General features: G+C 69.5%; 23 protein-coding genes, 2 tRNA genes and 1 other RNA gene. 5 read left to right on the top strand and 21 right to left on the bottom strand.

Features of this window, described 5'->3' with window-relative positions:
- The first annotated feature begins 272 nt into the window (after window positions 1–272).
- The 3 genes from OO67_RS02795 to OO67_RS02785 all read left to right on the top strand — a co-directional run bounded on the left by OO67_RS02795 (window position 273) and on the right by OO67_RS02785 (window position 2,259).
- Entirely contained in the window at window positions 273–1,541 is a 1,269-nt protein-coding gene (locus OO67_RS02795) for a sensor histidine kinase (RefSeq protein WP_244300006.1), read from the top strand.
- Window positions 1,538–2,161 carry a response regulator transcription factor gene (locus OO67_RS02790; RefSeq protein ID WP_033296929.1) on the top strand — a complete coding sequence of 208 codons (624 nt, stop codon included), beginning with the start codon at window positions 1,538–1,540 and terminating at the stop codon, window positions 2,159–2,161. Before OO67_RS02795 ends, OO67_RS02790 begins: the two co-directional genes overlap by 4 nt.
- 22 nt (window positions 2,162–2,183) lie before the next feature.
- Window positions 2,184–2,259, top strand: a tRNA-Gly gene (locus tag OO67_RS02785).
- A 41-nt stretch (window positions 2,260–2,300) separates the two neighbouring features.
- On the opposite strand, the gene OO67_RS02780 is transcribed toward OO67_RS02785, so the two are convergent.
- From OO67_RS02780 to ffs, 6 genes are all read right to left on the bottom strand, one after another.
- Complete coding sequence (locus tag OO67_RS02780) at window positions 2,301–3,227, bottom strand: phosphoribosylaminoimidazolesuccinocarboxamide synthase (RefSeq protein ID WP_033297029.1); 927 nt, start codon at window positions 3,225–3,227, stop codon at window positions 2,301–2,303.
- A 275-nt stretch (window positions 3,228–3,502) separates the two neighbouring features.
- Window positions 3,503–4,966: a N,N-dimethylformamidase beta subunit family domain-containing protein gene (locus OO67_RS02775; protein ID WP_033296928.1), complete on the bottom strand. Its 1,464-nt coding sequence runs from the start codon at window positions 4,964–4,966 to the stop codon at window positions 3,503–3,505.
- 219 nt (window positions 4,967–5,185) lie between these two features.
- Complete coding sequence (locus OO67_RS02770; protein WP_033296927.1) at window positions 5,186–6,895, bottom strand: M48 family metalloprotease; 1,710 nt, start codon at window positions 6,893–6,895, stop codon at window positions 5,186–5,188.
- Between the two features lie 335 nt (window positions 6,896–7,230).
- Window positions 7,231–8,484, bottom strand: a complete 1,254-nt coding sequence (purD, locus tag OO67_RS02765; protein ID WP_033296926.1) for a phosphoribosylamine--glycine ligase — start codon at window positions 8,482–8,484, stop codon at window positions 7,231–7,233.
- An 87-nt stretch (window positions 8,485–8,571) separates the two neighbouring features.
- Window positions 8,572–10,821 (bottom strand): DNA polymerase III subunit gamma and tau, encoded by a 2,250-nt coding sequence (locus OO67_RS02760; protein ID WP_033296925.1) that lies wholly within the window; start codon window positions 10,819–10,821, stop codon window positions 8,572–8,574.
- Window positions 10,822–10,901: 80 nt separating this feature from the next.
- An RNA gene (gene ffs, locus OO67_RS35940) (signal recognition particle sRNA small type) lies at window positions 10,902–10,996 on the bottom strand.
- Window positions 10,997–11,128: 132 nt separating this feature from the next.
- Here ffs and OO67_RS02755 point away from each other — a divergent pair.
- Window positions 11,129–11,216, top strand: a tRNA-Ser gene (locus OO67_RS02755).
- A gap of 64 nt (window positions 11,217–11,280) precedes the next feature.
- Here OO67_RS02755 and OO67_RS02750 read toward each other — a convergent pair.
- The 14 genes from OO67_RS02750 to OO67_RS02685 form a co-directional block, all read right to left on the bottom strand.
- Window positions 11,281–12,558 carry a tyrosine-type recombinase/integrase gene (locus OO67_RS02750; RefSeq protein ID WP_033296924.1) on the bottom strand — a complete coding sequence of 426 codons (1,278 nt, stop codon included), beginning with the start codon at window positions 12,556–12,558 and terminating at the stop codon, window positions 11,281–11,283.
- 75 nt (window positions 12,559–12,633) lie between these two features.
- On the bottom strand, window positions 12,634–12,861 hold the full coding sequence (locus tag OO67_RS02745) for an excisionase family DNA-binding protein (RefSeq protein ID WP_051709077.1): 228 nt from the start codon (window positions 12,859–12,861) through the stop codon (window positions 12,634–12,636).
- Window positions 12,862–13,312: 451 nt separating this feature from the next.
- Window positions 13,313–14,785 carry a hypothetical protein gene (locus tag OO67_RS02740; protein ID WP_033296923.1) on the bottom strand — a complete coding sequence of 491 codons (1,473 nt, stop codon included), beginning with the start codon at window positions 14,783–14,785 and terminating at the stop codon, window positions 13,313–13,315.
- A gap of 3 nt (window positions 14,786–14,788) precedes the next feature.
- Entirely contained in the window at window positions 14,789–15,616 is an 828-nt protein-coding gene (locus OO67_RS02735; RefSeq protein WP_033296922.1) for a bifunctional DNA primase/polymerase, read from the bottom strand.
- Window positions 15,613–16,263, bottom strand: coding sequence for a DNA cytosine methyltransferase (locus OO67_RS02730; RefSeq protein WP_033296921.1), 651 nt, complete (start codon window positions 16,261–16,263; stop codon window positions 15,613–15,615). Before OO67_RS02730 ends, OO67_RS02735 begins: the two co-directional genes overlap by 4 nt.
- On the bottom strand, window positions 16,260–16,991 hold the full coding sequence (locus tag OO67_RS02725; RefSeq protein WP_033296920.1) for a DNA cytosine methyltransferase: 732 nt from the start codon (window positions 16,989–16,991) through the stop codon (window positions 16,260–16,262). Before OO67_RS02725 ends, OO67_RS02730 begins: the two co-directional genes overlap by 4 nt.
- A gap of 88 nt (window positions 16,992–17,079) precedes the next feature.
- Window positions 17,080–17,538 (bottom strand): hypothetical protein, encoded by a 459-nt coding sequence (locus OO67_RS02720; protein ID WP_033296919.1) that lies wholly within the window; start codon window positions 17,536–17,538, stop codon window positions 17,080–17,082.
- Window positions 17,539–17,744: 206 nt separating this feature from the next.
- Window positions 17,745–19,862: a cell division protein FtsK gene (locus tag OO67_RS02715; RefSeq protein ID WP_033296918.1), complete on the bottom strand. Its 2,118-nt coding sequence runs from the start codon at window positions 19,860–19,862 to the stop codon at window positions 17,745–17,747.
- A gap of 63 nt (window positions 19,863–19,925) precedes the next feature.
- Window positions 19,926–20,480 carry a hypothetical protein gene (locus OO67_RS02710; protein ID WP_033296917.1) on the bottom strand — a complete coding sequence of 185 codons (555 nt, stop codon included), beginning with the start codon at window positions 20,478–20,480 and terminating at the stop codon, window positions 19,926–19,928.
- 24 nt (window positions 20,481–20,504) lie between these two features.
- Entirely contained in the window at window positions 20,505–20,837 is a 333-nt protein-coding gene (locus OO67_RS02705) for an RRQRL motif-containing zinc-binding protein (protein WP_033297027.1), read from the bottom strand.
- Window positions 20,837–21,697 carry a hypothetical protein gene (locus tag OO67_RS02700; RefSeq protein WP_033296916.1) on the bottom strand — a complete coding sequence of 287 codons (861 nt, stop codon included), beginning with the start codon at window positions 21,695–21,697 and terminating at the stop codon, window positions 20,837–20,839. Before OO67_RS02700 ends, OO67_RS02705 begins: the two co-directional genes overlap by 1 nt.
- On the bottom strand, window positions 21,694–22,146 hold the full coding sequence (locus OO67_RS02695; protein WP_033296915.1) for a Pycsar system effector family protein: 453 nt from the start codon (window positions 22,144–22,146) through the stop codon (window positions 21,694–21,696). Before OO67_RS02695 ends, OO67_RS02700 begins: the two co-directional genes overlap by 4 nt.
- Window positions 22,143–22,409, bottom strand: a complete 267-nt coding sequence (locus OO67_RS02690) for a DUF6284 family protein (RefSeq protein ID WP_033296914.1) — start codon at window positions 22,407–22,409, stop codon at window positions 22,143–22,145. The genes OO67_RS02695 and OO67_RS02690 overlap by 4 nt, the downstream gene beginning before the upstream one ends.
- Window positions 22,410–23,019: 610 nt before the next feature.
- The gene (locus OO67_RS02685; RefSeq protein ID WP_033296913.1) at window positions 23,020–23,736 is read right to left on the bottom strand and encodes a GntR family transcriptional regulator; all 717 of its coding nucleotides are present in this window, start codon (window positions 23,734–23,736) and stop codon (window positions 23,020–23,022) included.
- A 56-nt stretch (window positions 23,737–23,792) separates the two neighbouring features.
- Between OO67_RS02685 and OO67_RS02680 the strand changes: the two genes are divergently transcribed.
- Complete coding sequence (locus tag OO67_RS02680) at window positions 23,793–24,605, top strand: class I SAM-dependent methyltransferase (RefSeq protein WP_033296912.1); 813 nt, start codon at window positions 23,793–23,795, stop codon at window positions 24,603–24,605.
- A gap of 77 nt (window positions 24,606–24,682) precedes the next feature.
- On the opposite strand, the gene OO67_RS36175 is transcribed toward OO67_RS02680, so the two are convergent.
- Window positions 24,683–26,380: a replicative DNA helicase gene (locus OO67_RS36175; protein WP_078597574.1), complete on the bottom strand. Its 1,698-nt coding sequence runs from the start codon at window positions 26,378–26,380 to the stop codon at window positions 24,683–24,685.
- Window positions 26,381–26,996: the final 616 nt, after the last annotated feature.

The following is a 26,996-nucleotide window of genomic DNA, read 5'->3' as shown; positions in this document are numbered from 1 at the left end:
GTGAGCGGGATCGCATTCCGGCACACGCGGCGGCCCGTCCCGATCTTCCTGGAGCCAGAATCCGTGACGGCGCTCCTCCCGGGCCGGGCGCCGACGCGTGCCGTGCGGGACAACGGCAGCGGCAGCGGCAGCGGCAGCGGCAGCGGCAGCGGCAGCGGCAGCGGACGGTACTCGCGGTGTCCGCTGTGCGACGGTGGTCCCGGACGGGATCCGCGAGGCCGAGCGGGATCCGCGTGGCCGGGCCCCGACGGGGCCGGGGGGAACCGAGGGGGATGCGGGCCGTGTGGATCCGGGCACAGGTGCTGAGCTGGAAGCGGCGCAGCGGCTTCGACAAGATCGATCTCTATACCCGTGGCACCCTGCACTCCGTGGTGTGGATGACCATCCTGTCCCAGGTGCTGCTGGCGGTGACGAGACCCGTGCGGGATTCCGGCGCACCCGCCGTGCTGATCGCCGGGACGGTGCTGGCCGCTGTGGGGCAGGGCCTCTGCGGGAGGACCCTGGTCGCCCGCGCCCTCGACAACTACCTGGGCGGGCCGCCCGTCGGCCGGCGGCTGATCGTGACCGGGGCCGTCCTCTTCCTCGCCAACGCCTCGGGAGTGCTCGCGCTCTGCTCGTACACCGGCGTCGAGCGGTTTCCCGAACTGCAGTTGGCCCTCGGCGCGGTGACCGTGCCGTTCATGACCTCGTTCGTCCTCCTGATGCCCGTGTGGACGGCCGCTCTGCTCCAGGCGGTCACCGTGGCCGGCATCAGCAGCGGTGTGGCGTCGGCCGGCGGGAACGACTCGTCCGTGCTCTCCACACTTCTCGGCGTGGCCTTCGGGAGCGCGCTGGTCTCGGTCACCGTCCGGCTGTCCGCCTGGTCACTGGACGTGATGTCGAAACTCCGCGACGCCCAGGAGGTGGAGACCCGGCTGGCGGTCGCCGAGGAACGGCTGAGGTTCGGGCGGGACATGCACGACGTCCTGGGGCGGAATCTGGCGGTGATCGCGCTGAAGAGCGAGCTCGCGGTCGAGCTGGCCCAGCGCGGCAAGCCCACGGCGCTGGATCAGATGGTCGAGGTGCAGCGCATCGCGCGCGCCTCCCAGCAGGAGGTCCGCGACGTCGTACGGGGCTACCGGGAGGCCGATCTCGGTACGGAACTGCTGGGAGCGCAGGGCGTTCTGCGGGCTGCCGGGATCGAGTGCGCCGTCCAGGGCCACGGCGGGGAGCTTCCCGCTCCGGTGCAGTCGGCCCTCGGCTGGGCCGTACGCGAGGCGGCCACCAACGTGCTGCGGCACGGCGACCCCCAGCGGTGCGACATCCGGCTGGAGACCTCGCGGGACGGAGTCCGGCTGGTGGTGGAGAACGACGGCGTGACTCCGGACAAGGCCGTTGTCACCGGGGGCGGTTCAGGTCTCCACGGGCTCCGGGAACGGCTGGCCGCGGTCGGCGGTTCGCTGGAGGCGGGGCCGACGGGCGAGGGCCTGTTCCACCTGACCGCGGCGGTCCCGCTGCCCTCGCCACGGAACACCGCACACTCCCCGCTGGAGAAGAGATGACACCCGCACCGGTCCCCGTCCGCGTCCTGCTCGCCGACGACGAGCACCTGATCCGTGGCGCCCTGGCCGCGCTCCTCGCGCTGGAGGACGACATCGTCCTGGTCGCCGAGGCCGCGACCGGACCGGAAGCGCTCGCGATGGCCATGGCGCACCGGCCCGATGTCGCCGTCCTGGACCTGGAGATGCCGGGGGCGGACGGTGTGAAGGTGGCCACATCACTGCGGGACGGGCTGCCCGGCTGCCGCACCATGATCGTGACGAGTCACGGCAGGCCCGGGAACCTGAAACGGGCGCTGGAGGCGGGCGTCCGGGCCTTCGTGCCGAAGACGGTCAGCGCCCGGCGGCTGGCCGAGATCATCCGTACCGTGCACGCGGGAAACCGCTATGTGGATCCGGAGTTGGCGGCGGACGCGATATCCGCCGGGGACTCCCCGCTGACCGCCCGGGAGGCCGAGGTGCTGGAACTGGCGGCGGACGGGGCGCCGGTCGCGGAGATCGCGGAGCGGGCGTCGCTGTCGCAGGGCACGGTGCGCAACTACCTGTCGGCCGCCGTCTCCAAACTCGGGGCGGAGAACCGCCATGCGGCGGTGCGTCTCGCCCGGCAGAGAGGTTGGGTATAGTAGGCAGCGCGCTGCGGCGCCTGCGAACGTAGCTCAGCTGGTAGAGCGCAACCTTGCCAAGGTTGAGGTCGCGAGTTCGAACCTCGTCGTTCGCTCCACACAAGAAGGCCCCGGTCCTCGTGACCGGGGCCTTCTGCCGTCACATCCCCTGGGCCGGCCAGCTCATGCCCGTCAGGAGCTCGTACGCGTCCAGGTACTTGGCACGGGTCGCGTCGACGATCTCCTGCAGCAGCGCCGGGGGCGGCTGCTCGCCGTGGCGGTCCCAGCCGGAAACCGGCGAGGTCAGCCAGTCGCGCACGAACTGCTTGTCGTACGAAGGCTGCGCCCGGCCCGGCTCCCAGGAACCGGCCGGCCAGAAGCGCGAGGAGTCGGGTGTCAGCACCTCGTCCGCGAGGATCAGCTCCTCACCGCCGTCCGCCGTGGGCGCGAAGCCGAACTCGAACTTCGTGTCGGCGAGGATGATCCCCCGCTCACGGGCGATGTCCCGGGCGCGGCCGTAGACGTCCAGCGTCGTCCGGCGCAGCACGGCCGCCGTCTCGGGGCCGACCTCGCGGGCGACCTCCTCGTACGAGACGTTCTCGTCGTGATCGCCGACCGCCGCCTTCGTCGCCGGGGTGAAGATCGGCGCAGGAAGCTCGGAACCGTCGACGAGGCCCTCGGGCAGACCGAGGCCGCAGACCGTGCGCGTCGCGTCGTACTCGGTCAGGCCGGAGCCCGTCAGATAGCCGCGCGCCACGCACTCGACCTGGACCATCCGCAGCGAACGGCAGATCAGGGTCCGGCCGGCCCAGTCGGCGGGTGCCCCGGCGGGGAGCTCCGTCGACAGCACATGGTTGGGGACGAGATCGGCGAGCTGGTCGAACCACCACAGCGACAGCTGGGTGAGCACGCGGCCCTTGTCCGGGATCTCGGTGGGCAGGACCCAGTCGTACGCGGAGATACGGTCGCTGGCGACCATCACGAGGTCGCCCGCCTCGTTCCGGTACAGGTCGCGCACCTTGCCGGTGTGCAGGTGGGTGAGCCCCGGCACCTGCACGGGCTCGGGCTTTTCTACGAAACCGGACACGCTGCCTCCGCGTAGGTTGATCCAGGAGTCGTTCCGATTGTCCCGCATGCGGAGGGGTCGCGACGCCAGGGGTCGGCCCGTGGACAGGGCGGTGCGGGGGACGAGCCCATGCCCGTGCGTCCCGGACGGCCGGTCGGGCGGGTTCCGCTTGTCGTTCGCCCCCCGGGCCAGGCCGCCTGCGGGGACGCGCATCGGTCCCGCTCGCCGACCGGCCGCCTGCCGGCCGCCGCTCCAGCGGTCCGCTGCGGATCCGGGTGGCTGCCCGTCTCCGCTTCTCAGTCCCGCTTGCAGATCCGGTCGAGCAGATTGGCCGTGGCCCGCTGGATACGGGAGTCGACATGACCCGGCCGGTCCAGGGCCGGGGACCAGGCGAAGGTCCCGGACGCGAAGACGAGCGCGCCCGAGGGTGCGCGGTACAGAGAGGTCTCCTGGTGCCTGGTTGCCCCGTCGCCGTCCGCGTACGGGGAGTGCGCGAGCAGCATGCGGCTCTCGTGCTCGGGCAGCGCCGTGCGCGGGAAGTAGCGGTCGGCCTCTCCGGCGACCAGCCCGTCGATCTCGTCGCCCTCGGCCGCGCCGGTGGATTCCCAGAGCCAGTGGCCGGCGTTCCGGACGACCATCGGGTGAGGTTCGGGGACCCGGCCCGCGTACTGGATGCCGAGCAGCTGCTGCTCCGGGCGGTCGATCTCACGCCACAGAGCGGACTTCCCCGGGCCCCGGCGCTTACGGCAGGTGAGAAGGCGGTCGGGGACGCCGGAGGGGGACGGGCCGAGGCCCACCTGCCAGTACATGGTGTTGGCCGAGAGGAAGACGAGCGAGGTCCCGGTGTCCCGGGCGAGCTCGGCGGTGCGGCGCATCGGCACCGACCAGTACTCGTCGTGGCCGGGGAAGACCAGGCCCCGGTAGCGGCTGGGGTCCACACGGCCGGCGTGCAGGTCCCGGGCGTCGGCGTACGCGAGGTCGTAGCCGTAGCGCTCGGCCCAGCGGATGAAGTCGTAGGCGTGGCCGACGTGGAGGGGCAGGCCTGCGCCCGCGTAGGGGCGGTCGAAGGAGATGGTGACGGCTGCGTCCTCCTCACCCAGCAGCCGGCCCTGCTCGTCCCAGGCGTGGTAGAGACTCGCGCCCGTGCGGCCGTCCTCCGGATAGAGGTTGTAGGCCTGCCAGGTGACGTCGGGGAGCAGGAGCAGCAGGTCCGCCGGGTGGTTGTCGCGGACCGTGAAGGGGACGTGCGAGCGATGGCCGTCGGCGGTGGTGAGTACGGCGACGTAGGCACCGACCGACCAGTAGCTGGGGATCTGCAGCCGCCAGGACAGCCACCAGTGGTGGCAGGAGACGGTCCGCTCGGCGGCCAGCGGTGCCGGCTGGACGATGCCGGAGAGGCGCGGGCTCGTGGTGATCTTGGCTGCGCCGTCGCCCGCGTAGTGCCCGATGCGGTAGACGTCGACGGAGAACTGCTGGGGCGGGTCCACGGTGATGTGGAAGTCGATCGCCTCGCCGGGTGCCGCGGCCCCCGGGGACACGAACCCCTTGATCTGCTGGTGCACGTCGTCGGCCGTACGCGTACCTCCGCCGGTGCCGCTGCGGCCGAGAGCGGGATCGGCGTACCAGGGGACGACCTGGCCGGTGTCGTCGAAGTACTTCTCGCTGCCGCGCAGCCAGGGCAGCGGGCCCTGGCCGAAGGGGTCGCTCACGGCATGCGCGAGGGCACCCGATTCCCATCGCCGGATCTGCTCCGCCCCCATCCCGCTCCCCTCCCTCGTCCCCCGGCATGTCTGTCGCGCCGGGATGCCGACACGCCCCCAGCACATCACATTACGCACGCGCTCCGTCACCGTTCGTCGCGATTCGATGGCACCGAAGCCTGATCTTCCAGGTATTGGGCGGACATAGAGGATATTTCGCCATCTAAGAGGACGGACGACCGTACAACTCGAAGGCGGCCGTCGCCTCATGCGCACCGTTCAGCCCAGGCGTACGGGTTTGTCGGTGCGCACTCCCACCGTGGTGAGCCAGGAGAGCAGCGGCTCCGCGTCCCCGTCCTCGACGAGGCTGAGTACGGGGGCGCCGAGGTCCGACCTGCGGCCGCCGTCGACCAGGAGCGCGGGCCCGTCGAGCCAGTCCAGCCCCGGCGCCGCCCCCGCGGTGTCCACGGCGGCGCAGCAGACCATCGCCACCACGTGGTCGGCGAGGAGTTCCGTGCCCGTACGGGGCGGCTGGAGGGGGAAGAGCGGGAGCGGTACCGGGCCCCAGAGGTCGAGTGGGTCGGCGCCCGTCCCGGCCGGGGCGCCGGCCCGGGGCCGCGGTGCCGCCATCTCCTCGTCGCGGGCGACGGCGGCGCCGATACCGGCCGCGAGCGCCTCGCTGTCGGCGCCCGGCGTGGCGAGGTGGTCGATCACGCGGGCCAGGGTGGGCACCGCGGAGCCGTCGGCGGACGGCGGCTCCGGCACCCCCACGGAGACGCCGGCGGCCACTCCCAGGGCGTCGAGCACCCGGTGCAGACGCGCGGCCTCCGTACGCCACTTCCGGTCCACGACCTCTTCCGGATACTGCTGCCAGTCGACCGGGGACCAGCCAGGCCCGGTCTCCGCCGGGCCTCCGTGGAAGAGCCGGGCCGCCAGCAGCGAGGCCGCCTCGTCGGCCGCTCCGGGCTCCTCGATCAGATCGCAGGCGGGGCGCTCACCCAGCCGGGAGGTGAAGCCCTCGGCCAGCCGGTCGCGCCGGGAGAGCTCCGTGAGCGCGGAGACGACCCCTGCGTCGAGCCGGGAGGGCCAGCGGCCCATCCGCCAGGCGGGCAACGCGACCCGGGTCAGCAGCCGGTCCCAGCCGGCGTAGGCCAGGCCGACCTGCTCCTGGGCGACGATCCGCAGCCCGTGGTCCACCTGCTGGGCCCGCCCCGACGCGGCGGCGGCGACGCACCGCTCCATCTCCGCCGCGTGACCACGACAGCCGCGCAGCAACATCCTGGCGATCCGCCCCACGAAGGCCGCGGGGACCCGTCGCACGAACCCCTTGCCGGGCTCGGCGGCGTCGGCGACCGCGGCGTCCAGGCCGCGGACGAAACGGCGGGCGGCGGCTATGTCGGGGTGCGCGGCCGGCTCGGTGCCCGCCACGACCGGGGCGAGGACCGCCCGCAGTTCGGCGACCCTCATCCACCACAGGAAGGGAGAGCCGATCACCAGCACGGGCGCCGCCCGCACCCGGCGGCCCCTCCGGGTGACAGCCGGTCCCTCGGGGCCCTTCACCCTCGGCCGGGCGGCGGGGTGTGTACGGTCCTCCAGCCAGCTGTCGCAGTCCGGGGTGAGCGCTATGGCCGACGGCGCCGGGACGTCGAGCCGGTCGGCCAGGTCCCGGACCAGCCGGTAGAGATCGGGAGCCGCGGCCTCGGTGAGAGGCACGGTCGGGCTGACCGCCGGCCTCGCGCGCGCCACCGCTACGGCGACCGCGGCGGCTGTCAGCAGAACCACGACGGCGATGCCCGTCACCGTCCAGCTGACCGTGGACCACACGCCCGGACCGATGCGTCCCTGGGCCCCCGCGACGAGCAGGACGACGGCCGCGCCTGCCGGCAGGATCGCCAGGGCCGTGGCTCTGCTGCGGATGCGCAGCAGAGCCAGGGCCCTGGCCCGCGCTGCGTGCGCACCCAGCTCCTCAACCGAACCGGTACCGGACACGACCGGACGTCACCCCCTCTGCCCCCGCGACGGTGTTGGTCACTCCCCCACTGTGGCACCCGTCACCGACAACGCAATGCCGGTGGGCCAAGTGCCCGAACGCTTGCGCCGCACCCTAGTTGGGGCCTCGGCGGGCGTCATCCGGATGGCCGAGTCGTCACCCGATGGAATGGCTTTGGGCAAAGCTGCTGACGCGTCGGTGTCCAGGCGTTCGGTGATACCGCGGCCCTCGTCCCCGTGACCGGAGACACGGTCCACCAGCCGGTTCAGGGGGGCCGGACACGCCTGTGCCCGGCGCCTCCGTCGAGGGCCGGGCACAGGGGGGTGGGTGGGTCTCAGGCCTCTGCGGCGGCCTTGCGAGCGATGTCCGTACGGTGCTGGGAGCCGTCGAGCCGGATCCGTCCGACGGCGGTGTAGGCGCGCTCCCGGGCCTGCGTGAGGTCCTTGCCGGTCGCCGTGACGGAGAGCACGCGCCCTCCGGCGCTGACGACGGCGTCGCCGTCCTGCCGGGTGCCGGCATGCAGGACGAACGCGTGCGGTGCATCCTGCGCCACCACATCGGCGAGGCCCTCGATCGGGTCTCCCGTGCGGGGGGTGCCCGGGTAGTTGTGCGAGGCGATGACCACCGTGACGGCGGCGTCGTCACGCCAGTTCAGCGCGGGTGCGACATCCAGGGTGCCGTTGGCCGAACCGAGCAGGATCCCGGCGAGCGGTGTCTTCAGCCGGGCCAGGACAACCTGGGTCTCCGGGTCACCGAAGCGGGCGTTGAACTCGATGACCCGCACGCCGCGGGAGGTGATCGCGAGGCCGGCGTACAGCAGCCCGGAGAACGGCGTACCGCGGCGGCGCAGCTCGTCGACGGTCGGCTGCAGGACGGTCTGCATGACCTCGTCGACCAGCTTCGGATCGGCCCACGGAAGCGGGGAGTACGCACCCATCCCGCCGGTGTTCGGGCCTTCGTCGCCGTCCAGGGCGCGCTTGAAGTCCTGGGCGGGCTGGAGGGGGAGCACCGTGGTGCCGTCGGTGATCGCGAAGAGGCTCACCTCGGGGCCGTCGAGGAACTCCTCGATGACCACGCGGTCGCATGCCAGGGCGTGGGCACGCGCGGCCTCGACGTCGTCCGTGACGACGACGCCCTTACCGGCCGCGAGACCGTCGTCCTTCACGACGTACGGGGCGCCGAAGGCGTCCAGGGCCTCGTCGATCTCGGCGGGCGTCGTGCAGACGTAGCTGCGGGCGGTCGGGACGTTGGCACCGGCCATGACGTCCTTGGCGAACGCCTTGGAGCCCTCCAGCTGCGCGGCCTCACGTGAGGGGCCGAAGCACGGGATGCCGACGGCGCGGACGGCGTCGGCGACACCGGCGACAAGCGGTGCCTCCGGGCCGACGACCACCAGCTCGGCACCCAGCTCGGTGGCGAGGCGCGCGACGGCGTCACCGTCGAGCGCGTCGACCGGGTGCAGTTCGGCCACCTCTGCGATTCCGGCGTTGCCGGGTGCGCAGTACAGAGCGGTGACATCGGGGTCGAGGGAGAGAGAGCGGCACAGGGCGTGTTCGCGGGCGCCGCCGCCGATGACGAGGACCTTCACGGGGTGCAGCCTAGCCGCCGGGGGCGGGAGGCCTCGACGGGCGCCGCTCCGTGGACACCCCTCGGACGGTCCGGAGCGGGGAGCGCGCTACTCGTTGGTGAATTCCTCGACGACCGTGGCGCCCAGCTCGCGGACGATCAGGTCGTGCCCGGAGAGCGCGGAGTCGACCAGGTCGGGATCGTCCGCCTCCGCGGTGTCGTCCTCGGGCGCGACCGAACGCGGGGGCTCGGGCGCCGCGCGGTCGTACGAGGACGGCTCGGGCCGCCCGGACTGCTGCGCGGGGGGCTGCTGAGCCGGTGGCGGGTCCTGCGGGGCCGGGGCGGCCGGCCGGGGCTCGTAGGACGGGGCCGGCGCGGCGGGCGGGGGCTGGTACGGAGCGGACGGGGGCCTGCCGCCACCGCCGCCCTGCGAGGGCTGGCCGCCCCCGCCCGACGGGTCGACGACCGCGTCGACCCGCCACTGGGCGTTGAACTGCTCGGCGAGAGCCTGCTTGAGCACTTCCTCGCTGCCGCTGCTCGAAAAGGTGTCGCGGGCTCCGGCGTTGAGGAAGCCGATCTGCAGGGTGCTGCCGTCGAAGCCGGTGACCTGGGCGTTCTGGCTGAGCAGGATCCAGGTGAACCGGCGGCGGTTCTTCACCGCCTCCAGGATGTCCGGCCACATGTTCCGCACCTGGGCGGCGCCCTGCGCCATGTCCTGCCCGCCCGCAGCGGGCGCCCGCTCGGCGGGGGCAGGGACCGGGGCCGGGGCGTGCGGGGCGGGCGCCTGAGCCTGCGGTACGCCGCCGCCGGGTGCGGAGGCGGTCGGCCAGCCGCCGGGCCGGCGCTCCGCTTCCGCGCCGCCCGCTCCGGCTGCCGCGGGCCAGGCGCCGGGGCGCTGGCCTGCGGGCGCCGGTGGCTGCGGTGCCGGTGGCTGCGGTGCCGGTGGCTGGGCGGGTGCCTGTTGGGCCGGTGCTCCCTGTGGTACCGCGGGCCGGGGCTGCTGGACAGCAGGCGGGGCCGAGGACTCGGCGGCCACCGGTGCGGCCACGGGGACGTCGGCGGGCGCACCGCCCGGAATCTCGCCCCGGGCCGCCGCGCGTGCCGCGGCGGGGCCTCCGGGCATCCCGACACCCGCGCCGTGCGCCTCCGGCCCCGGTACGTACCCCACGGCGGGGCCGGGACCGGCAGCCGCGGCGAAGGACGCGCCGCGCTCCAGCCGGTCCAGCCGGGCCTGGAGCGAACGCTCGTCGTCGAAGGCGGCGGGCAGCAGCACCCGGGCACAGATCAGCTCCACCTGGAGCCGGGGCGAGGTCGCCCCGCGCATCTCGGTGAGCCCTTCGTTGACCAGGTCGGCGGCGCGGCTCAGCTCCGCGGCACCGAAGACGGACGCCTGGGCCTGCATCCGCTCCACCACGTCGGCGGGCGCGTCGATGAGGCCCTTCTCCCCGGCGTCCGGCACGGCGGCCAGAATCACCAGGTCACGCAGCCGCTCCAGCAGGTCCGCGACGAAACGCCGGGGGTCGTTGCCGCCCTCGATCACCTGGTCCACGACCTCGAACGCAGCCGCCCCGTCGCCCGCCGCGAACGCGTCCACGACGGAGTCCAGCAGGGACCCGTCCGTGTAGCCCAGGAGCGAGGTCGCCATGGCGTACGTCACACCGTCGTCGGCGGCGGAGGCCAGCAACTGGTCCATGACGGACATCGAGTCACGCACGGACCCCGCGCCGGCCCGCACCACGAGCGGCAGCACGCCGTCCTCGACGGAGCTGTTCTCCTTGCCGCAGACCTCCGCGAGGTAACTGCGCAGCGTCCCCGGCGGAACCAGCCGGAAGGGGTAGTGGTGCGTACGCGACCTGATCGTGCCGATGACCTTCTCGGGCTCGGTGGTCGCGAAGATGAACTTGAGATGCTCCGGCGGCTCCTCGACCACCTTCAGCAGGGCGTTGAACCCGGCCGGGGTGACCATGTGCGCCTCGTCGATGATGTAGATCTTGTACCGACTCGACGCGGGCCCGAAGAACGCCTTCTCCCGCAGGTCACGGGCGTCGTCCACACCACCGTGGGAGGCGGCGTCGATCTCGATGACATCGATCGAGCCCGGCCCGTTGCGCGCGAGGTCCCGGCAGGACTGGCACTCCCCGCAAGGTGTCGGCGTGGGCCCCTGCTCGCAGTTCAGACAGCGGGCGAGGATGCGCGCACTGGTCGTCTTTCCACAGCCACGCGGCCCGCTGAAGAGATACGCGTGGTTGACCCGGTTGTTCCGCAGGGCCTGCTGCAGCGGGTCAGTGACATGCTCCTGACCGATGACCTCGGCGAAGGACTCGGGGCGATAGCGGCGGTACAGCGCAAGGGACGACACACATACGAGGTTATCGGGGCGGACCGACAACCTGCCCCGCCCCGGCCCGGGCGCCCGGCGGGACACCACACCCCGGACACGCAAGGGCCCCCCACGCACCCGCCAGAGCCAACCTACCCTTGCTGCCTTCCGGCCCTGGGGGAGTTCAGTCAGATAGCGCCACGTGAGGGGCTGACGCCCACCTTAGCCGATCCCCGCCCCCTGCCGTCCACCCGCTCCCCGCCCGCACCCTCCTCGAGGACGGTCCGGAGTGATCTCCGGGGAACGTGTTCGCGAGCACCCTCCAACGTCTTGTATTGTTTGCCGCGGAGGATTCGCCTAGTGGCCTAGGGCGCACGCTTGGAAAGCGTGTTGGGGGCAACCCCTCACGAGTTCGAATCTCGTATCCTCCGCCATTGCTCTCACCGGGCAATACGTTGAAGGGCCCCACCGTTCGCGGTGGGGCCCTTCGGCGTTGTCTCACCCCTCGTTGTTCTGGTCTTTGTCCATAGGGGCGTTCGGTGCGGGCCCCCAGATGGCGTCTGCGAGCTTCTGCGCCACTTCCTTCAGCATGGCGTCGGGCACGTGCAGGTACCGGGCGCGCATCCGCGAGGACGTGCCTGCCTCCCAGCCCATGATCTGGTCGATCACACGGTCCAGGATGCCGAGCAGCATGAGGACGGTGGCGGCGGTGTGACGGGCGTCATGCAGCCGCGCGTCACGTACCCCGGCGGCCTCCAGCAGCTTCTTCCAGTCGTGATAGTCGGTGTTCGGGCTAAGCGGACCACCGAGGGGCTTCGTGAACACGTAGTCGGACTCGGTCCACAGGTTGCCGGCGGTCTTGCGCTCCCGCGCCTGGACCACCTTGTGCTTGCGCAGCATCACGACCAGGGGGCCCGGCAGGGGAACGGCTCGGCGGCCGGCGCGCGACTTGGTGTTCTTCGTCTCGCGCCGCACCTGCTTGCGGTCGGGGCAGTAACCGGCCTTCCTGCCACAGGGGGCTGCCTCCTTGCACCCGTGCTCGTACTTGGGGCGCAGCCGGTTCCGGCGCAGCTTCAGGTACTCGTGGTCCAGGTCTACATCGACCCAGCGCAGCCCCAGCGTCTCCCCCTGTCGCAGGCCGAGAGCCAACGCCAGCATCCAACGGGCGCTGTTGCGACGCTTGTTCACCTCAATCAGCAGGCTCTTCACCTCCTCGACCGAGTAGGGGTCGATCTCCTCTTCCGGCTCTTCCACCCGCGGCGGCTTGGCCAGGGCGGCTGCGTTCTTCGCGGCGTGGCCACGGCGGACCGCCTCGCCGAGGGCGGTACGGGCAGTGCGGTGGGCCTGGTGAGCGGTGGCTGCCTTGCTGCCGTTCTTCTGCATCCGGCGGTACAGGCTCTCCAGGTGTTCCGGTTCCAGGCGGTCGATGCGGTGCTTGCCGATCCCGGGTACAAGGTGCACGCGAACTGCTACTTCGTACCCGTCGTAGGTGTTCTCGCTGACGACGTCCTTGGCGATGTTCTCGACCCAGTGCCACAGCCACTTCTCGACTGTCCACAGCTTGCCGGGCTGCTGTGCAGTTCCCTGGTCGCGCTGCTTCTCCAGCCGCTTGACCTCTGCGGCCAAGGCGTCCTCGGTCGGGCGGGTGATGTGCCTGCGGTAGGGCTCGCCGTTGTCCTTGTAGCCCATTGGCACCCGGGCGTGCCAACGGCCGTCCTTGCCGAAGTAGACGGCCGTTTCGCCGTTTGCCCGGCGAGTGCGCTTCTTCTCCGCCACGGGCGGTCTCCTTCGAGTTCAGGTGTGAGCACGGGACGCCGCCCGGCGGGGGTGGCGTCCCGTGTGTGGGGTGGTTCAGGCAGCGTGTTGCTCGGCTCGGCGGCGTGCGAGGTACGCGGCCGGGGCGTCGGCGGGGATGCGGCGGAGGGTGCCGATCGTCAGCGATTCCAAAGCGCCCGAGCGGATCAGGGCGAAGCAGGTGGTCCGGCCGACGCGGAGGCGGCGCGCGGCCTCCTCCACGGTGAGCAGGATCAGCGTCGAGTCGTCCGCCGCCTGGGATGCGGCTGCATGGATCTGGTGCACGGGTTCGCTCCTTGGCGGTGAGGTAGCGCGCGATGTGTCCGAGGCTGTGATTTCTGCGTCATCGCGTCATCCGCGTCACTCGTGGCGGTGACCTGCGGTTATGTGATGACGCAGAGGGTTTGGGGTGCGTCATCGGTGACGCAGGCGTGCGTCATGGGGTGACGCAGGTGACGCTGGGTGACGCAGCCGAAGCCGTTCTGCGTCACCTCGATCGCCGCAGCTCAGAGGTGGTTTCGGGGCCTGTGGTGACGCGGGTGACGCAGCCTTCTCTTTCTTAAGAGAAAAGAGAGGGGGTGTCTGGTGTGATGTGGTGCGGCTTCGAGCGTGAAGTGGGGAGCCGCTTCGCGGCGCGACCCTCGGGCGGCGTTCCGCCGAACAGCAAGAGGAGCACCCGCCACCATGGCGCGTGGTGCTCCTCTTGCTTGTCCGTACCCCCGGTCTCTGGCGCGGGTCAGAGCGACTGTTGCTCGTGGGTCGGCAGGGCCGGGCGTCGGGTCATTTCGATGTACCGGCCTGCTTTGGTGCGGCCCCAGTCGACGAGGACGCCCCGGGCGGCGAGGGTCGGCTGGAGACGCTTGAGGCGGTCGGAGAGGACTTTCCCAGTTGTGGGCCACCCTTTGGGCAGCGGACGGCAGTCGTCGCCGCTGTAGAGGCCGCTGAGGAGGTGCAGCCACTCCGAGGACGTCATCCGCGTCTCGGTTCCCGGGTCGAGGCCAGCGGCGTGCTTCAGGACGGTCTGCGCGAGGAGATCCCCTTCGATGACGTCGTCGTTCAGCTCGTCCAGGCTGCCGCGGTAAGCGGGGAGCGCCCGGAGGCTGGTGGCCGTGTCGAACTGCGCGCACAGGTGCGCGAAGTCCGCCATCCGCAGATCACTCGGAATGTCCGCCTCAGCAGCCCGGACCTTGACCGCCAGGTCGAGGACAGAGCCGAGAATCACGGGCAGTGCCGCTTCGAACTCCCGCCACAGCTCCGCTTCGGTCCGACGCACCCTCGGGCGTTCCAGACGCAGCGGCAGAAGGCGTTCGGCAAGGTCGGGGCGGATGACGCCGACGTCGATCCCGGTCAGCAGGAGCGGGCGGCGGTAGCGGGAACGGACGACATCTCCGTCACTGAACAGGGCCCGCTTGATGCTCTCGGCACCGGTGACGATGCAGCACATGAGGTCGGACAGGTCCGGGGCCAGGTGCGAGAGGTTGTCCAGCGCGGTGACCCATCCTGCGGCGACGGCCGTGATCAGGTTCTCTTCATCCTTCGGCGCCCGGCGCAGGTCGCCGGTCATACCCTCGATGATCCGCACGAGCATCCGGCCGGCCGTGGACTTCCCCGCTCCTTGCGGGCCGGTGAGGAACGGGGCCGGGACGGGGACAGAGGGGCCGAGGCAGCCGATGAGCCAGGCCAGGGCCAGGCTCTCGGTGTCGGCGGTGGCGAAGTTCGTCAGCCGCAACAGCTGGTCGATGCCCTTGCCCTCGGTGTCCCGTGCGGGCATCGGGAGTTCTCCGGTGAGCTGGGTACGCCGCCAGCACACCTCACGCGGGTCCGGAACCTTGATCTCCCACCCGTTGGGGTGGATGCGGACGGACAGCCCGTCGTCGCGCCCCAGGTCCAGCCACGTCGCCCCGTCGAACCCAGGGGCCACCCGGATATGGGTGGGCTGCACGTCCTGACTCAGCGCGAGTGCTTCGATCAAGTCCAACGCCTCCTTGAGGGAGGTCCCGTTGAAGACGCCGACCCCGTCGTTGAAGAGGTCGACCATGAGTTCCTGCCGGTGGCTGCCCGTGGTGCCCTGGGAGCGGATCGGGCGGGCCACGGGGTGGCCGAGCCGCTGGGCGTAGACGGTTCCCTCCGTGGTGCGGAAGTACCGAAAGTGCGACTGCGCGTACTCGGTGATGACCTCACGCGCCGGAGTCTTCTCGTCCTCGGACATGACTCACATCCCCAATGCAGCAGAGGCGTTGGACCACGCATCCGAGCAGTGCCGGGCGCTCTCGCCCCTGGCCTGGGCGGCGGCGAACAGCCGCGCCGCGTGGGCCTCGGTGAGGCACCCGCACCGGCCGTGGGCGGACAGCACAGCGAGGAACGTGCAGTACACGGTCGCGTGCACCCCGCTGGCCGCCTCGGCGATCCGCTCCTCAGCCATCGCGATGCCCCGCTCCAGATAGACGGGTGTGCGGTGACGGCACCCCCCGCCCCCGGCGGGCATGGGGGCGGTGACGGGCCGGACCGGTGACGGCTTCTTGACGACCAAGGCCCGCACGACGTCGGGTAGGGCGGTCATGGTGCCGGTGCCGGGCCCGAGCCATCGGGCGTAGGACATCGTGGACTTGACGTCCACGCCGTCGCGGACGGCGTTCGCGGACTGCATGGCGCCCCGGTAGATCCAGTGCTCGCCGCGTGTCGTGGGCACGGTGCGGGTGGCGGGGAGCGTCTGGCGGGCCCAGGCGATGGCGGCGGCGTGGTCGAGGTCGACGACGGTGAGGCCGGTGCCGCCGGGGTGGTAGGCCACCGCAGCGGTCTGCGTCCAGGCCGACGCCCATGCGGGCCCGGTGAGGGTGGCGGGGTCGGTGGTGGCGGCGGCCCAGGCGTGGCAGGGGCGGGGGCACTGGCACGGCCCAGCCGTCTTCATGGTCGGCCGGCCGCCACAGGCGTTGTCCCGGCAGGCAGGGCAGTTCCCGAACGGGAGCTTTCCAACTCGCAGCGGCAGGACCGGGACGTTTCGTGTGGCCAGGATGAGGGCGGTGGTCAGGAGGGGGTTCATGCTGCGGCCTCCTTCTCGTAGGTGAGGAACTGCTGGCCGATCCATTGGGTGTACGCGGGGGGCACGGCCTGGCGGGCTTCGGTCTTGTTCATCCAGGTGCAGCCCATGGCGTCGGCGTAGGCGCGCTCGCCTTTGTGCTCGAAGGCCAACAGGCCCTTGTGGTGCCAGCAGGGCGGGAGCAGGTCCCCGCCGCCGCCCCAGGACGTTTCGAAGGCGCGGTGGCGGCGGACGTTGAGGCCGAACTGCGACCCGCACAGCAGGTAGTCGGGGCGCAGGGCGCCGCACCAGGACGCTTCGGGGACGTTCTCGATGACCCAGGGGCGGCCGGTGGACTGCATGGCCTGGCGGCCGGCCGGGATGAGGTTTTCGTGGTCCTGCCGGTTGCCGCGCCAGGCGGTGACGCGGGCGAAGTACTGGCAGGGCCAAGACCCGTGGATGAGGTCGAACCTGGAGCCGTGTTCGGCGACGTAGTCGACGGCGTCGGCCTGGACGAACTCGAAGGGGTAGTTCGGCATCGGGTTGGTGTCGACGCCGACGATGTCGTATCCGGCGAGGTAGTAGCCCATGGACAGGCCACCGGCTCCGCAGCAGGCGTCCAGGAGCCGTAATCCGTTGGGCTTGCGCAGGGGCAGGACGCGGGCATTCACGCAGCCACCCCCGCCGGTCGGGCGGCGGTGAGCAGGGAACGGCCGATGTGTTCCGAGAACGCCGGGGGGATGGCTTCGGTGAGTTCCTCGCGGACGTCGGTCCACGTGATGCCCATCGAGGTCTGCATCTCCGGCACGGTGGCTTTGCCGCCGCCGGCGCCGTACGGGGCGACGTAGGGGCCGTCGCGGTAGACGCCGTGGCGGTAGCCGCGCACGTAGCCGCGGTGCTTGGGGTGTTCGGGCTGTGGCATGCTCCAGCCGCCGAGCTCGAAGTTTCGGTGGCGCAGGACACCGAGGTGGAACATCTCTCCGCACAGCCACACGTCGCGCCGTACGGGGGCTTTTCCGTTGGGCTGCTCGATGACGTACGGCAGGCCGGACGCGTCGAGCAGGGTGCGGAGTTCGGGGATGAGCTGGACGTGCTTACGGCCCCAGCCGCGTGAGGCGTTGGTGCCCACGGTCAGGGCGCATCCGGCCTGGCAGGGCGGGGAGGTGTGCACGGCCGCGTACTGCTCGATCTCGCCGGACGCGATGAGGGCGGCGAGGTATTCGAGCGCATCGGCCCGGTGGAAGGTGAAGGGGTAGTTCGGGCGGTCGACGATGTCCACGCCGGTCACCTCGAACCCGGCACGGTGATAGCCCATGGCCGCGCCGCCGGCGCAGCAGAAGAGGTCCAGTAAGCGGGGCTGGTGGCCGGGTGCTCGCCGGATCGGGACAGGTTGAGTCATGCTGGATGTCTCCAGTTCTCTGATGAGGATTGCTGGACGAGAGCGGCCCCGGATCATTGGCGTGAGACAGGGGCCGCTCTCGGCGTAGCTAGCTGTGGAAGTGGTTGCGCTTGATGACGGCCTTGCGGATGTTCACCGTCGTGGGCCCGTGCCGGCGGCCGGCGGTGAGGACCTGGATGGCGATGAAGCCGCCGAAGATGACGGCGGCCAGGATGATGAGCTGCTGGACCAGGGCGGCCAGTGCGGCGATGAACGTGGTCAGCAGGACCAGTCCGCCGCAGACGGCACCGAACCCGATCCCACCGAGCGCGATGTTCACCGCCGCGCGGGAGACGACCGGCTTGGCGGTGACCGGCTCGGGCCGGGTGTGGTCGATGGCGTAGCCGGTGATCACCCGCCCGTCCGGCAGCACGATCGACGCAACCGACGGGACGCCACCGTGCTGCACCGGGACGACCGGAGCGGCCGGGTAGGGCGCGATGGGGGTGGGCTGGTGGATGGTCACGGCCTGCTCGGCGGCCCGGTGATCGGTGTTCTCGGGGAACATGCGGAATCCCTTCCTCTGCTGGTTCAGGGAGGCGGACGCAACCCCTGCGGGAGGCGCGTGGAGAGGGCTTTAAGGGTGCTGATCTGGGGCGACTCCCTGCCTCCCTGAACATCATTTGTGCAGGTCAGGTCCAGGGAGGCGGGTCAGGGAGGCTGTCAGGGAGTTCTCCCTGCCTCCCTGACCCGCCAGGGATGCGCTCCCTGCATTCAGGAAGCGGAAGCGGAACCGTCGGTGTCCCGGTTCGCGAGGGCGCGGGCGATGCGCTCACGCCCGATGACCATCCGGCCGTCAGACTTGTACGGCTCGGCGGCTGTGCCGTCGAGGACCCGCTTGAGGTCGGCGTGCGTCCAGCTCCCGTAGCTGTCCTCGGAGAGCACCGCGAGGCGCTGCAGCACGTCCTGGGTTAGGACCCGGTTCGTGTCGCCGATGACGGTGGCGATGTCGGCGAGCGGGTCCCGCTCCTCGTCCCGCTCGATGACGTGGAGGGTGGTGACGCCGTCGCGCATGGCCCGGGCGCGGGCGGTGATGAGGGCGGCTTCGTCGGTGTCGATGAAGTGGGTGCGCACGGTGATGGATGCCTGGCCGGCCTGGATCGCGATGCCGTCCGAGGCGACGACGAGGGTTCCCTTGTCGAGCCCCGGGCGGAGCAGGTTCGGTGCGGCCCCGCCGTCGACCGCCTTGTCCCCGAGCGCCATGCGGGCCTGCGACTCGGTGCCGAGCGCGAGGGATGCACGGGTGTGGGCGCCCTCGCGGACCAGCTTGGGCAGGTTCTGGTCGGTCGGGTCCTGGGTGCCCTGCCACAGGGTCACGTTCACGGCCCGGCCCTGGTTGTGAATCTTCCGCGCGGCCATGAAGTACCGGGAGGTGGCCTTGGACCCGCCGTACGGTCGCTTCTCGCTGTCGACGACCGGGCACATGAACGCCACCTGCGCCTCGTCGACCAGCAGCACGAGCGGCGGGAATACGGTTCCGGGCGCGGCCTGCAACCGGCGCTCCATCTCGCTAACGCCGCCTTCCAGCATCTCGGTCGCCTGGACGACGTGGTCGTCGGTCGGCCCCTGGATCAGCACCGTGGCCAGGCCATCGAACATGGCCCAGTCCCCGGCGCCCTTGAGGTCGGCCAGCCGGAACTCCACGGACTTGTCGAGCGCCAGCCACAACGCGAGGGCCCGCAAGGCTGCGGTCTTGCCCTGGTTGGACAGGCCGGTGATGAGGAGGTGGCGCTGGTAGAGGCTCAGTGCTGCGGCGTCTCCGCGCAGGTCTTGGCCCCACGGGGCTTTGCCGGTCTTGTAGTTCGCGGTCAGGTCCTGGTCGGTGGTCAGAGGGGACGGGCCGATCGGCTCGTCCAGCGCTCCACTGTCCGCGACCCAGAGCCGGACGGTGCGGGCGGCCTGCGGGATCGTGATGAACACTTCGTGCTCATGGCGGGCCAGGTTCTCGGCGAGCTTGCGGCGCCGGTTCTGCACCTCGTTGGTGGAGACACCGGAGGGCAGGGTCACATCCACTTCGACCCCGCATCCGGCAATCCGGATCGGGCCCAGCATGGAAGCGCCGGCATCGCCCATCTCCTTGATCGCGGTCCGCAGCGGAGCGATGCCCAGATTCCGCAGGGCGAGCACCACGATGGACGGAGTGATCGGCTCGCCCTCACCGGAGCGGGCGTTGGTGGGCAGGGCCCACTGGGGTGCTGCCTGCTGGTTCTTGCCCACGGCCCAGAGGCCGAGCAGGACGGCCCACGGGCCGATGGTGACCAGGGGGCCCCAGGTCACGGTGATGATGAAGACGATCCAGCGGACCAGTTCGATGAGCGCCATGGTGGGGGCGCCGATGTCGGTCCAGTCCTTGTTGGCGACGGCGAGCATGATGCCGAGGAGCAAGAGACCACCGGCCCCGATGCCGAGACCGGCCGCGATGCCTTTGGCCGCGTCCATGGGTGCGGTGAGCAGGTCCATGCGGCGGCGGTGGCGTTCCTGGCGGAAGCGCTGCCCGCGCTCTTCCCACTCGGTGGCGGCCTCCAGGTTCCCCGCGGCTTCCGCCGCCCGAAGCATCCGCTCATACCGGGAGGCGGTACGGCCCTCCCACGTGCGGCGGGCCACGATCCTGGTTCCGCCGAGGACGTAGAGCCCGTGGCGGGCAGTGGCACGGCAGGCGGTCTTGGTGTGCTCGTGGGTGGCCACCGTGCGGATACCGCGTGCCGATCGCACCCACAGGGGCACAGGGGACGTTTCAGGGGCCGCAGTTGCTACAGCAGCCGTCTCGGCCGGAGCAGCCTCCATGGGGGCGGGGGTGGTCTTTTCGAAGAGGGGAACGACGTTGTCGCTCATGACGGAACGACTCCTGACTGCCCCAACCTTGGGGCAAGGAAGTGGGTGGGGGTTGGTGGCGGGTCAGGCTGCGGCGGCGGGGACGAGGCGACCGGCGAGGTACTCGAAGCCGTAAGCCTCTTTCTCCTCGGCCTCCAGCTGCCGGTCGATCTCACGGCTCTGCCGGCGTGACAGGCGCTCGACACCGAGGTCGTGCCGCAGACCGGCGACGAGTCGGTCACGGACGCCCTTGCGGCTGGTCTGCATCGCGTGGACCAGCTCGTGCACGAGGGTGATGGCGAACGTGGCTTCGTTGGGGTGCTGGTCGACGTTGATGACGACCAGGACCCCGCCGTCGGCGAGCGGGATGGACCGCCCTGCGACGTCCCGGGCGTGCCGCTTCGCGTCACGCAGCGCACGGGCCTGGACCCGCTTGTCGGTGCATCCGGCGGTCTCCCACTCGGCGGCCGTGGTCACCTCGGCCAGGTTCCGCTCTCCGGTGAGGACGACCTTCACGTCAGGCATGCGGCCGGCCACCGCCCGGTCCACGATCCGCACGGCTTCGACGGTCAGGCGCTTGGCGGTGCGCAGGGTGGATCCGTAGCCGAAGAGCTTGTGTGTGCTGACGTCCAGCTTCACTGCAACTCCGTCTCTTGCCGCAGTTCAGGCGGCGGATTCAAGGTCTGAGCAGGGCACGCACATGCCGAGGGACCGCGGGATGCAGTACCCGGCATCACGTCGGCAGTTGGGGCAGGTCCGGCGGGCCCGCATGGCCGCTTCGAGCGCAGCCATGCGGGCGGGTGTCATCGGCCGTACAGGCTTGGCCCGGTCGACGCGGTAGAGGTAAGCGACCAGCGGGCCCCGACGCCGTCGGGGCCGCTCCAGCTGCGCGGCCACGTCCTGCCCGCCGGGCCGAAGACCGAGGGCACGGAGCTGGCGGCGGGTGGCATAGCCGTCCGGGGCCAGGCGCCACCGGTAGACAGGCAGCGTCGCCATCACGCAGCCACGCGCTTCCACGCGGCCCGCAGCCGGACCTCAGATGCCGAGTGACCAGCAGTCCGGAACCGTGACGCCATCTCCCGATAGGACAGAGCCGGTGTCTCGCTGTGACGAATCTGGTCGACGAGCGCGTCCAGCGCGTCATCGGTGAGGGCACCGGCCGACTCCAGCGCGAACGCGGAGACCGGCTCCGTGGGGCCCCAGACGGGGAGTTCCCAGCGGGGTGTGACGCCAGGTGTGACGCGGGTCGTCACGCTGGTCAGGGCCCGTCCGGTGTCCTCACCCTCCCTTGCCGATTCCAGCGTGGACCAGGCCCGGGACAGGGTGTCAGCGGTGCGCGCTTGGACGCGTGCGACGCGGGCACCGGCCTGCGTCACGGCCGTCAACCGCGTCTCCTCCGTGGCAGCCTCCGACCGGAGCCGGGCACGGGCAACCGCGGCTTCATCGCGGGCTTCCTGCTGAATGCCCTGGATCGCGTCCAGCGCCTCACCTGTGAGCGCAGTGCGCTCCCACAGCCCGTGCACGAGCCAGAGTGCTTTGGCAGCGATGGGGAGCCAGGCGACGGCCAGCCACGCGCCGGCCGATTCCTCGGTGAGGGCGTGGGCGATCAGGACGCCGGTGGCGATGAGGCCGAAGGACCAGCCGACGGCGGTGACCGGGGTGGAGTGGTCGCCTTGCGCGGCGAGCCGGCGTTCGTAGGCGAGGGTGGCGAGCCATCCGCCGTCGATCCCGAGACCGACGACCACCGCGACCGGCCACGGCATCGCCGTGCCCAGCCACATCACCACCACGGCCAGAGTGAGGACCATGGACACCGCCGTCATCCCGACGGCGGGCAGAACAGTCTTGGCGTTCACGCCGCACCCCCGAGGGTGAGGAGCGCGGCGAGGACGAGCAGGGCACCGCCCGCGCAAGTCAGGTCGACCGCACGGCGCAGGCCGGTGAACTTGGTGACCGCCAACCGGGACAGACCCGCCACGGCAACGCCCAGGTCGCTGGAGAGGGTGGTGGGGATCTCCTCGGCGGTGAGCGTGGCCCACAGCACGAAGCCGTGCCGGCCGTTCAGGTTCGGGCGCACCGACCGCAGCAGCAGACCAGCCGCCGCGACCAGCAACCCCATCCCGACACCACCCACGAGGATGGCGGGGAGGTTCAGGGGGGCGTCCTTGGCGACGGTCCAGGCACCGGCCAGCAGCGCGCCGACGAAGGCGAGCAGCAGACCGGTCTTGGTGTCGGTCCGGGCGATCTCGGCCTTCACCTCCGCGTGGGCGGCGGTGAGCGCCTGTGCAGGGGTGAGGGTGCTCATGCCCCCACCCCCGGAACCTGCGCCGTGGCCTGGTTCGCCAGCACGCGGCGAGCGGCCAGCACCTTGCGGCCGGCCCGCCGGATCCGCCGCTCGTCCAGCTCGCTCGCCGGGCGGTCGATGGTCATGATCTGCGCGTCCAGCAGCTCGACCTCCGCCAGGATCAGCGGCATCTCCTGCTCGATCGCGTCCAGCTCAGCGGCCGACGGCTCGATGTCGAGTGACTCGGCCGTAACGAGGGTCTGAAGTGCAGCGATGGTCTTCATGGGTCGTTTTCTCCTCACAGGGTGGACGGCCCGAACAGCGGCCCCGGTGTTCGAGCACCGGGGCCGCGCGCCGTCATGGTCGTTCGTGGGCTACGAGCGACCACGGCGACCCGGCACCGCAGCCCGCCGGAGAGGCAGGCCCGAATGCCGGGCACCGTGAACGCTGGTGCTTCGGTTCTCCTGATATCGCGCGGCGCTGCTCGTTCCGAGGAGGTCCGAGATCCCGGAAGTCGTCGCAGTTTCGAAGGTGTGCCGTGCGGTTCTTAGAGCCGATGGCGTTCCCCGGTCAGGGGGTGTGGGCCCCGGTGTGAAGGGGGCCGTTTCTCGGTCGGCTGGTCTCCACTCGCCTCGGCCGGAACGGTCACGGCCGTCGTGCTGCGGTGGATCACGCTGTTGAGTTTTGGCGTGACGGAATCGGCCCCCTCCGGAGATTCCGGGTCGGGCGATGGCCACAACAAGAGACTGGACCGGTGGACCGGTCCAGTCAAGCGAAGGATCTGCGTGCCGTCACGCCGGCGTGATGAAAACTGCAGGTGGGGAGCACTTTCTGGACAACCAAAAAAGCTGAACCGGTGGACCGGTCCAGCCTCCCCTGTTGCTGGTGTTGCGCCTACATGGCGTAGGTGTCCACCTGTTCGAAGAACGAGGACGGCGTTACGCCCTCCTCGCAGACCAGCGGCTTCCCCTGGTCGTCATACGCCGTGTGCAGAAGCACGGCCACCGGTGCCCCCTGCGTCACCTGCAAGCGGTCCGCCTCCGTCTCCGAGGCAAGGCGCACGGTGGTGACGTCCACGCCTTCGGCCGGGCCCCGCCCGGTCTGACGCCGGACGTAGCGCGTTGTGCCTTCGGCGATTGGGTTGGTGTCGGCAAGGCGTGGTGCCACCTCCGCGATATCCGGGGGGAACCACGCCTCAACGCAACTATTCGGGGTTCCGTCCGGGAGCTGGAGGACGCGAACGCGTCGAAGCGCCTTGGTCCCGGGGGAGAGGCGGAGGGCGGCGGCGACGTGGGCGGGGGGTTCCGCCCAGTCAGGCGTACCGACGCGCAGGAACGGCATGCCGCCCAGGATGCGCGCCGACCCTGCGCGGCGAGCGCCGGCAGGGCGCGCCACGGGAGTTTCCGTGACGACGAACCCGGTTCCCTGCTTGGCCACGACCACGCCGTCGTTGCGCAGCACGTCGACGGCCTTGATGGCGGTAGCTCGTGACACATCCCACTGCTCGGCAAGCTCGCGGCCCGACGGGATCGTGTCCCCGGGAGCGATCTCACCAGCGGCGATGCGGGCGCGCAGGAACTCTGCGATCTCTTCGTACTTCAGGACTGCCATGGTTTCCCCTATTTCCTGCGCTGGACTGGTCCACCGGTACACACGATACTGCGAGCATGTCGAATCTCGAATTGGCTCCCTCCGTGATGCGGTTCTACGGCGAGACAGTGAACGAGGATGACCGCCTGCGCAGCTCGGCAGACGGACGTATGGAGCTGGCCAGGACTCAAGAGCTCCTCCGACGCTTCTTGCCTCCCGCGCCGGCGCGCGTGCTCGACGTGGGAGGGGGAACCGGGATTCACGCTGAATGGCTGGTGAAGGACGGCTACGAAGTCACGCTCGTGGACCCCGTGCCCCGCCATGTCGAGAGCGCCGCGGCCGTGTGCTCAGCGATCGTGGCGGATGCCCGCGATCTGCCCCAACCGGACGGCAGCTTCGATGTAGTGCAGTTGCTTGGGCCGCTCTACCACCTCCCCGACCTGGACGACCGGCGTAAGGCGCTGGCGGAAGCACGCCGTGTGGTGAAGCCGGGTGGGTTGATCGCTGCTGCTGCGATCAACCGCTACGCGTCGCTCTTCGAGCACGTCACGTACGCACACCTGCACACCGAGCGGATTCACGACTCCGTCTCCAAGATTCTTGAGACGGCCGTCTACGACGGTGTACGAGGGTTCACCCTGTCCTACTTCCACCGCGCCGAAGAGCTTGTGGCGGAGCTGACCGCCTCCGGCCTGACAGATGTGCAGGTCTTCGGTATCGAAGGGCCCGCGTGGTCCCTGGTGAAGGCGGCTGAACAGCAGCCGGGCGAGGGGCCCACGGGCGATCTGATTGCCTCTGCGATGGCAGCAGCCCGCATGGCTGAGCCGTACCCCGAACTTCTCGCCGCTAGTTCGCATCTATTGGCGGTAGGGAAGGCTCCCAGCCGATAGTGACGGCCGGCATCAACAACAAAAAAGAAGCTACAAAACCCACTTGCCATTCCGACCGTCAGCCCCGGACGGCAAAACTACGTTTTGTCCATGTCGACGAATCGCGCGTAGTGACCCTGGAACGCTGTAGTGGTCACAAAGGTGGGTCCGTTACGGTTTTTCGCGACAATAAAGTCTGCCTCTCCGGCGCGAGGGCTTTCACGCTCATACGCGTCTTCACGGTGCAGAAGAATGACTACATCGGCAAAATTTTCTAGGCAATCTGGAATGTCGTGCAGTTCCGGGCGCCGCCCGCGATATCCGGTCGAGATGCGTCCAACTGGGTAGAGTGCAATCACAGGTAGATTCAATTCTTTAGCCATCTTGCGTAGCTCGCGCACCATGATAGCCAAACTGCGATCATGGTCTCCTGCACTTTCTGAGGCGTCGAGATAGAGGAGGTCGAGACTGTCGATTACTACCAGTTTTAGATCATGAAACGCCTCAAGGCGGCTGCATGACGCCCTAAGCTGATTGATTGTGTAGCCAGGTTCTTCCACCATATAGATAGGAGCCGCCGCAACCGATGGCATCACTCCGGCCAGGCGCGTCCAGTCTTCGTCTCTCATGGCACCCGATCGCATGTGATGGATGGCGACGCGTGCCTCTGCTGACAGAATTCTCATGTTAATTTCGACGCGACTCATCTGGAGTGAGACAAGAAAGCTACTGCGCGGTTGGGCAACTGAACATCGGCGAATAAAATCTAGCCCCAACGTGGATTTACCCATGCCTGAAGCACCGGCTACGATTACTAGCTCGCCCGGCCGGAACCCGGAATTGAGCGCGTCGAAATCTCGAAATCCCGAAGGCACCCCGATAATAGATCCGCCAGCGGCTTCTACCTCATCCAGAGTCTCTTCGAGACTGTCACCAATTGGCGTGCTGCGCTCACGCACCATGGAAAATAGTTCACCCTCAAGTACGTCGAGCAAATTTTGCGCATTCAAATCGCTTCGGGTCTCCATACTTTCGGCCATTTCTGCAACTTTGCGACCGAGTGCACCAATTCGAGTTCCCAAAGCGTTATCTGAAATGATCTCCGCATGGTGACTTGCTTCGCTAGGGTTGTCCGCCTCTAAGAGTAGAGTCGAAATGTACTGCTCCGAATCGATGTCGAAGTTTGAATGAGAATTTAGTTTGTTGGCAGTCTCTTCGATCGACACCTCGCGACCTTCGGCATACAACTCCAGTAGTACATTATAGATTTCCTTGTGTAGATCGTTACTGAAGTCCGAAACTCGCAATATTTCAACAACGTCGGCTATGGCGTCTTTTGACTGCAACATGCAGCTAAGGACTTTTCGTTCGTTTGCATTTTCCATTTTTACTGTAGATTGTGCATTCCTTGGGGCTTGAATGCGCCTTCCCGTTTCCGCTGATGCGAGTGGGACTTCCGGACTTTCGATTCCTAGTTGATGACGGTGGGCGGCTTCGCGGAATTGCATTAGTTGTGCGATTAGCTCCTTATAGTCGCTTCCAGTCTTGCTGTCAACATTTCCTTCCTTGTGCAGCCAAAGCGTGAGGCTGATTAGCTGGCGCGGGCTAGGGAGTTGCTTTCCGTTAAGAATTTTTCCGACTGCTTGATAGTTCAGCGTGGCTGGAATCGAATCATCGTCCTTCAGCCCAACAGAAATCTGGCGGAGCCCCGGTCGGCCAGCAGCCACATAGGTCTCGTGGAGCGCGGCAAGCATTTTGCGGTGCGCGCCAGGTGGCACCTCTGTCTCGCTCGGCATCGCCAACCCGCGCTTCCCTCGCGCTCTCGCCACTGACTGTCTCCCGTGAGTGTCTCGAAGTGTTTTCGCTGCACTGTCGCACGAAGTTACGTCGCAGGTCAGGGACTTGAGGAAAATTGAAAGTGTCCGCTTGTGACGCAGAGTGAACACCTGCTTCGGGGAGACACCGACGCTGGAATCACCGAACTACCGAAGGGGGAAACCATGCGTCGCCGTGGGAAGCAGCCCGCCAGTTGCAAGGGGGGGCGCAAGCTTGTTCAAGATGTGAGGGCGGCAGCTGTCGTCACGACAGTCCAAGTGCTCCTGACCATCTCTCTTAGCGAGCTAGCAGGAGTAGTGCTGACCTGGACTAGGTGGTAGTGAGCCGAGCTTGTAGGCGCTGACATCAGCTTCTGACATCAACGTCCAGACACGCCGGAGCACATCCGCGTGCCTCCGTGCGACCGGAGGGCATGGCGACGGCCTTGAGGAGAGCGCTTCAGGGCTTCTGCATCAGGAGCGCACCCACCTACGGATCAGATGGGTTACGGACTGGTGGCCCGAAGCTCCCCCGCTTGCACCGGGGGAGCTTCGGCGTTGCGGCACTCGGAGTGAGGGCGCAGAACATCTGCGGAGA

The organism is Streptomyces atroolivaceus (genome assembly GCF_000717025.1).
Lineage (GTDB): Bacteria > Actinomycetota > Actinomycetes > Streptomycetales > Streptomycetaceae > Streptomyces > Streptomyces atroolivaceus.
The sequence above is the reverse complement of the archived record's forward strand: the minus strand, read 5'-3'. Positions and strand labels throughout refer to the sequence as shown.

Coding starts and splice junctions, on each gene's coding strand:
- OO67_RS02795 (WP_244300006.1), top strand. CDS start 273: ATGCGGGCCGTGTGGATCCGGGCACAGGTGCTGAGCTGGAAGCGGCGC.
- OO67_RS02790 (WP_033296929.1), top strand. CDS start 1,538: ATGACACCCGCACCGGTCCCCGTCCGCGTCCTGCTCGCCGACGACGAG.
- OO67_RS02775 (WP_033296928.1), bottom strand. CDS start 4,966: ATGGGGGCGGAGCAGATCCGGCGATGGGAATCGGGTGCCCTCGCGCAT.
- OO67_RS02740 (WP_033296923.1), bottom strand. CDS start 14,785: ATGTCCGAGGACGAGAAGACTCCGGCGCGTGAGGTCATCACCGAGTAC.
- OO67_RS02735 (WP_033296922.1), bottom strand. CDS start 15,616: ATGAACCCCCTCCTGACCACCGCCCTCATCCTGGCCACACGAAACGTC.
- OO67_RS02725 (WP_033296920.1), bottom strand. CDS start 16,991: ATGACTCAACCTGTCCCGATCCGGCGAGCACCCGGCCACCAGCCCCGC.
- OO67_RS02720 (WP_033296919.1), bottom strand. CDS start 17,538: ATGTTCCCCGAGAACACCGATCACCGGGCCGCCGAGCAGGCCGTGACC.
- OO67_RS02715 (WP_033296918.1), bottom strand. CDS start 19,862: ATGAGCGACAACGTCGTTCCCCTCTTCGAAAAGACCACCCCCGCCCCC.
- OO67_RS02705 (WP_033297027.1), bottom strand. CDS start 20,837: ATGGCGACGCTGCCTGTCTACCGGTGGCGCCTGGCCCCGGACGGCTAT.
- OO67_RS02695 (WP_033296915.1), bottom strand. CDS start 22,146: ATGAGCACCCTCACCCCTGCACAGGCGCTCACCGCCGCCCACGCGGAG.
- OO67_RS02690 (WP_033296914.1), bottom strand. CDS start 22,409: ATGAAGACCATCGCTGCACTTCAGACCCTCGTTACGGCCGAGTCACTC.
- OO67_RS02685 (WP_033296913.1), bottom strand. CDS start 23,736: ATGGCAGTCCTGAAGTACGAAGAGATCGCAGAGTTCCTGCGCGCCCGC.
- OO67_RS02680 (WP_033296912.1), top strand. CDS start 23,793: ATGTCGAATCTCGAATTGGCTCCCTCCGTGATGCGGTTCTACGGCGAG.
- OO67_RS36175 (WP_078597574.1), bottom strand. CDS start 26,380: ATGCCGAGCGAGACAGAGGTGCCACCTGGCGCGCACCGCAAAATGCTT.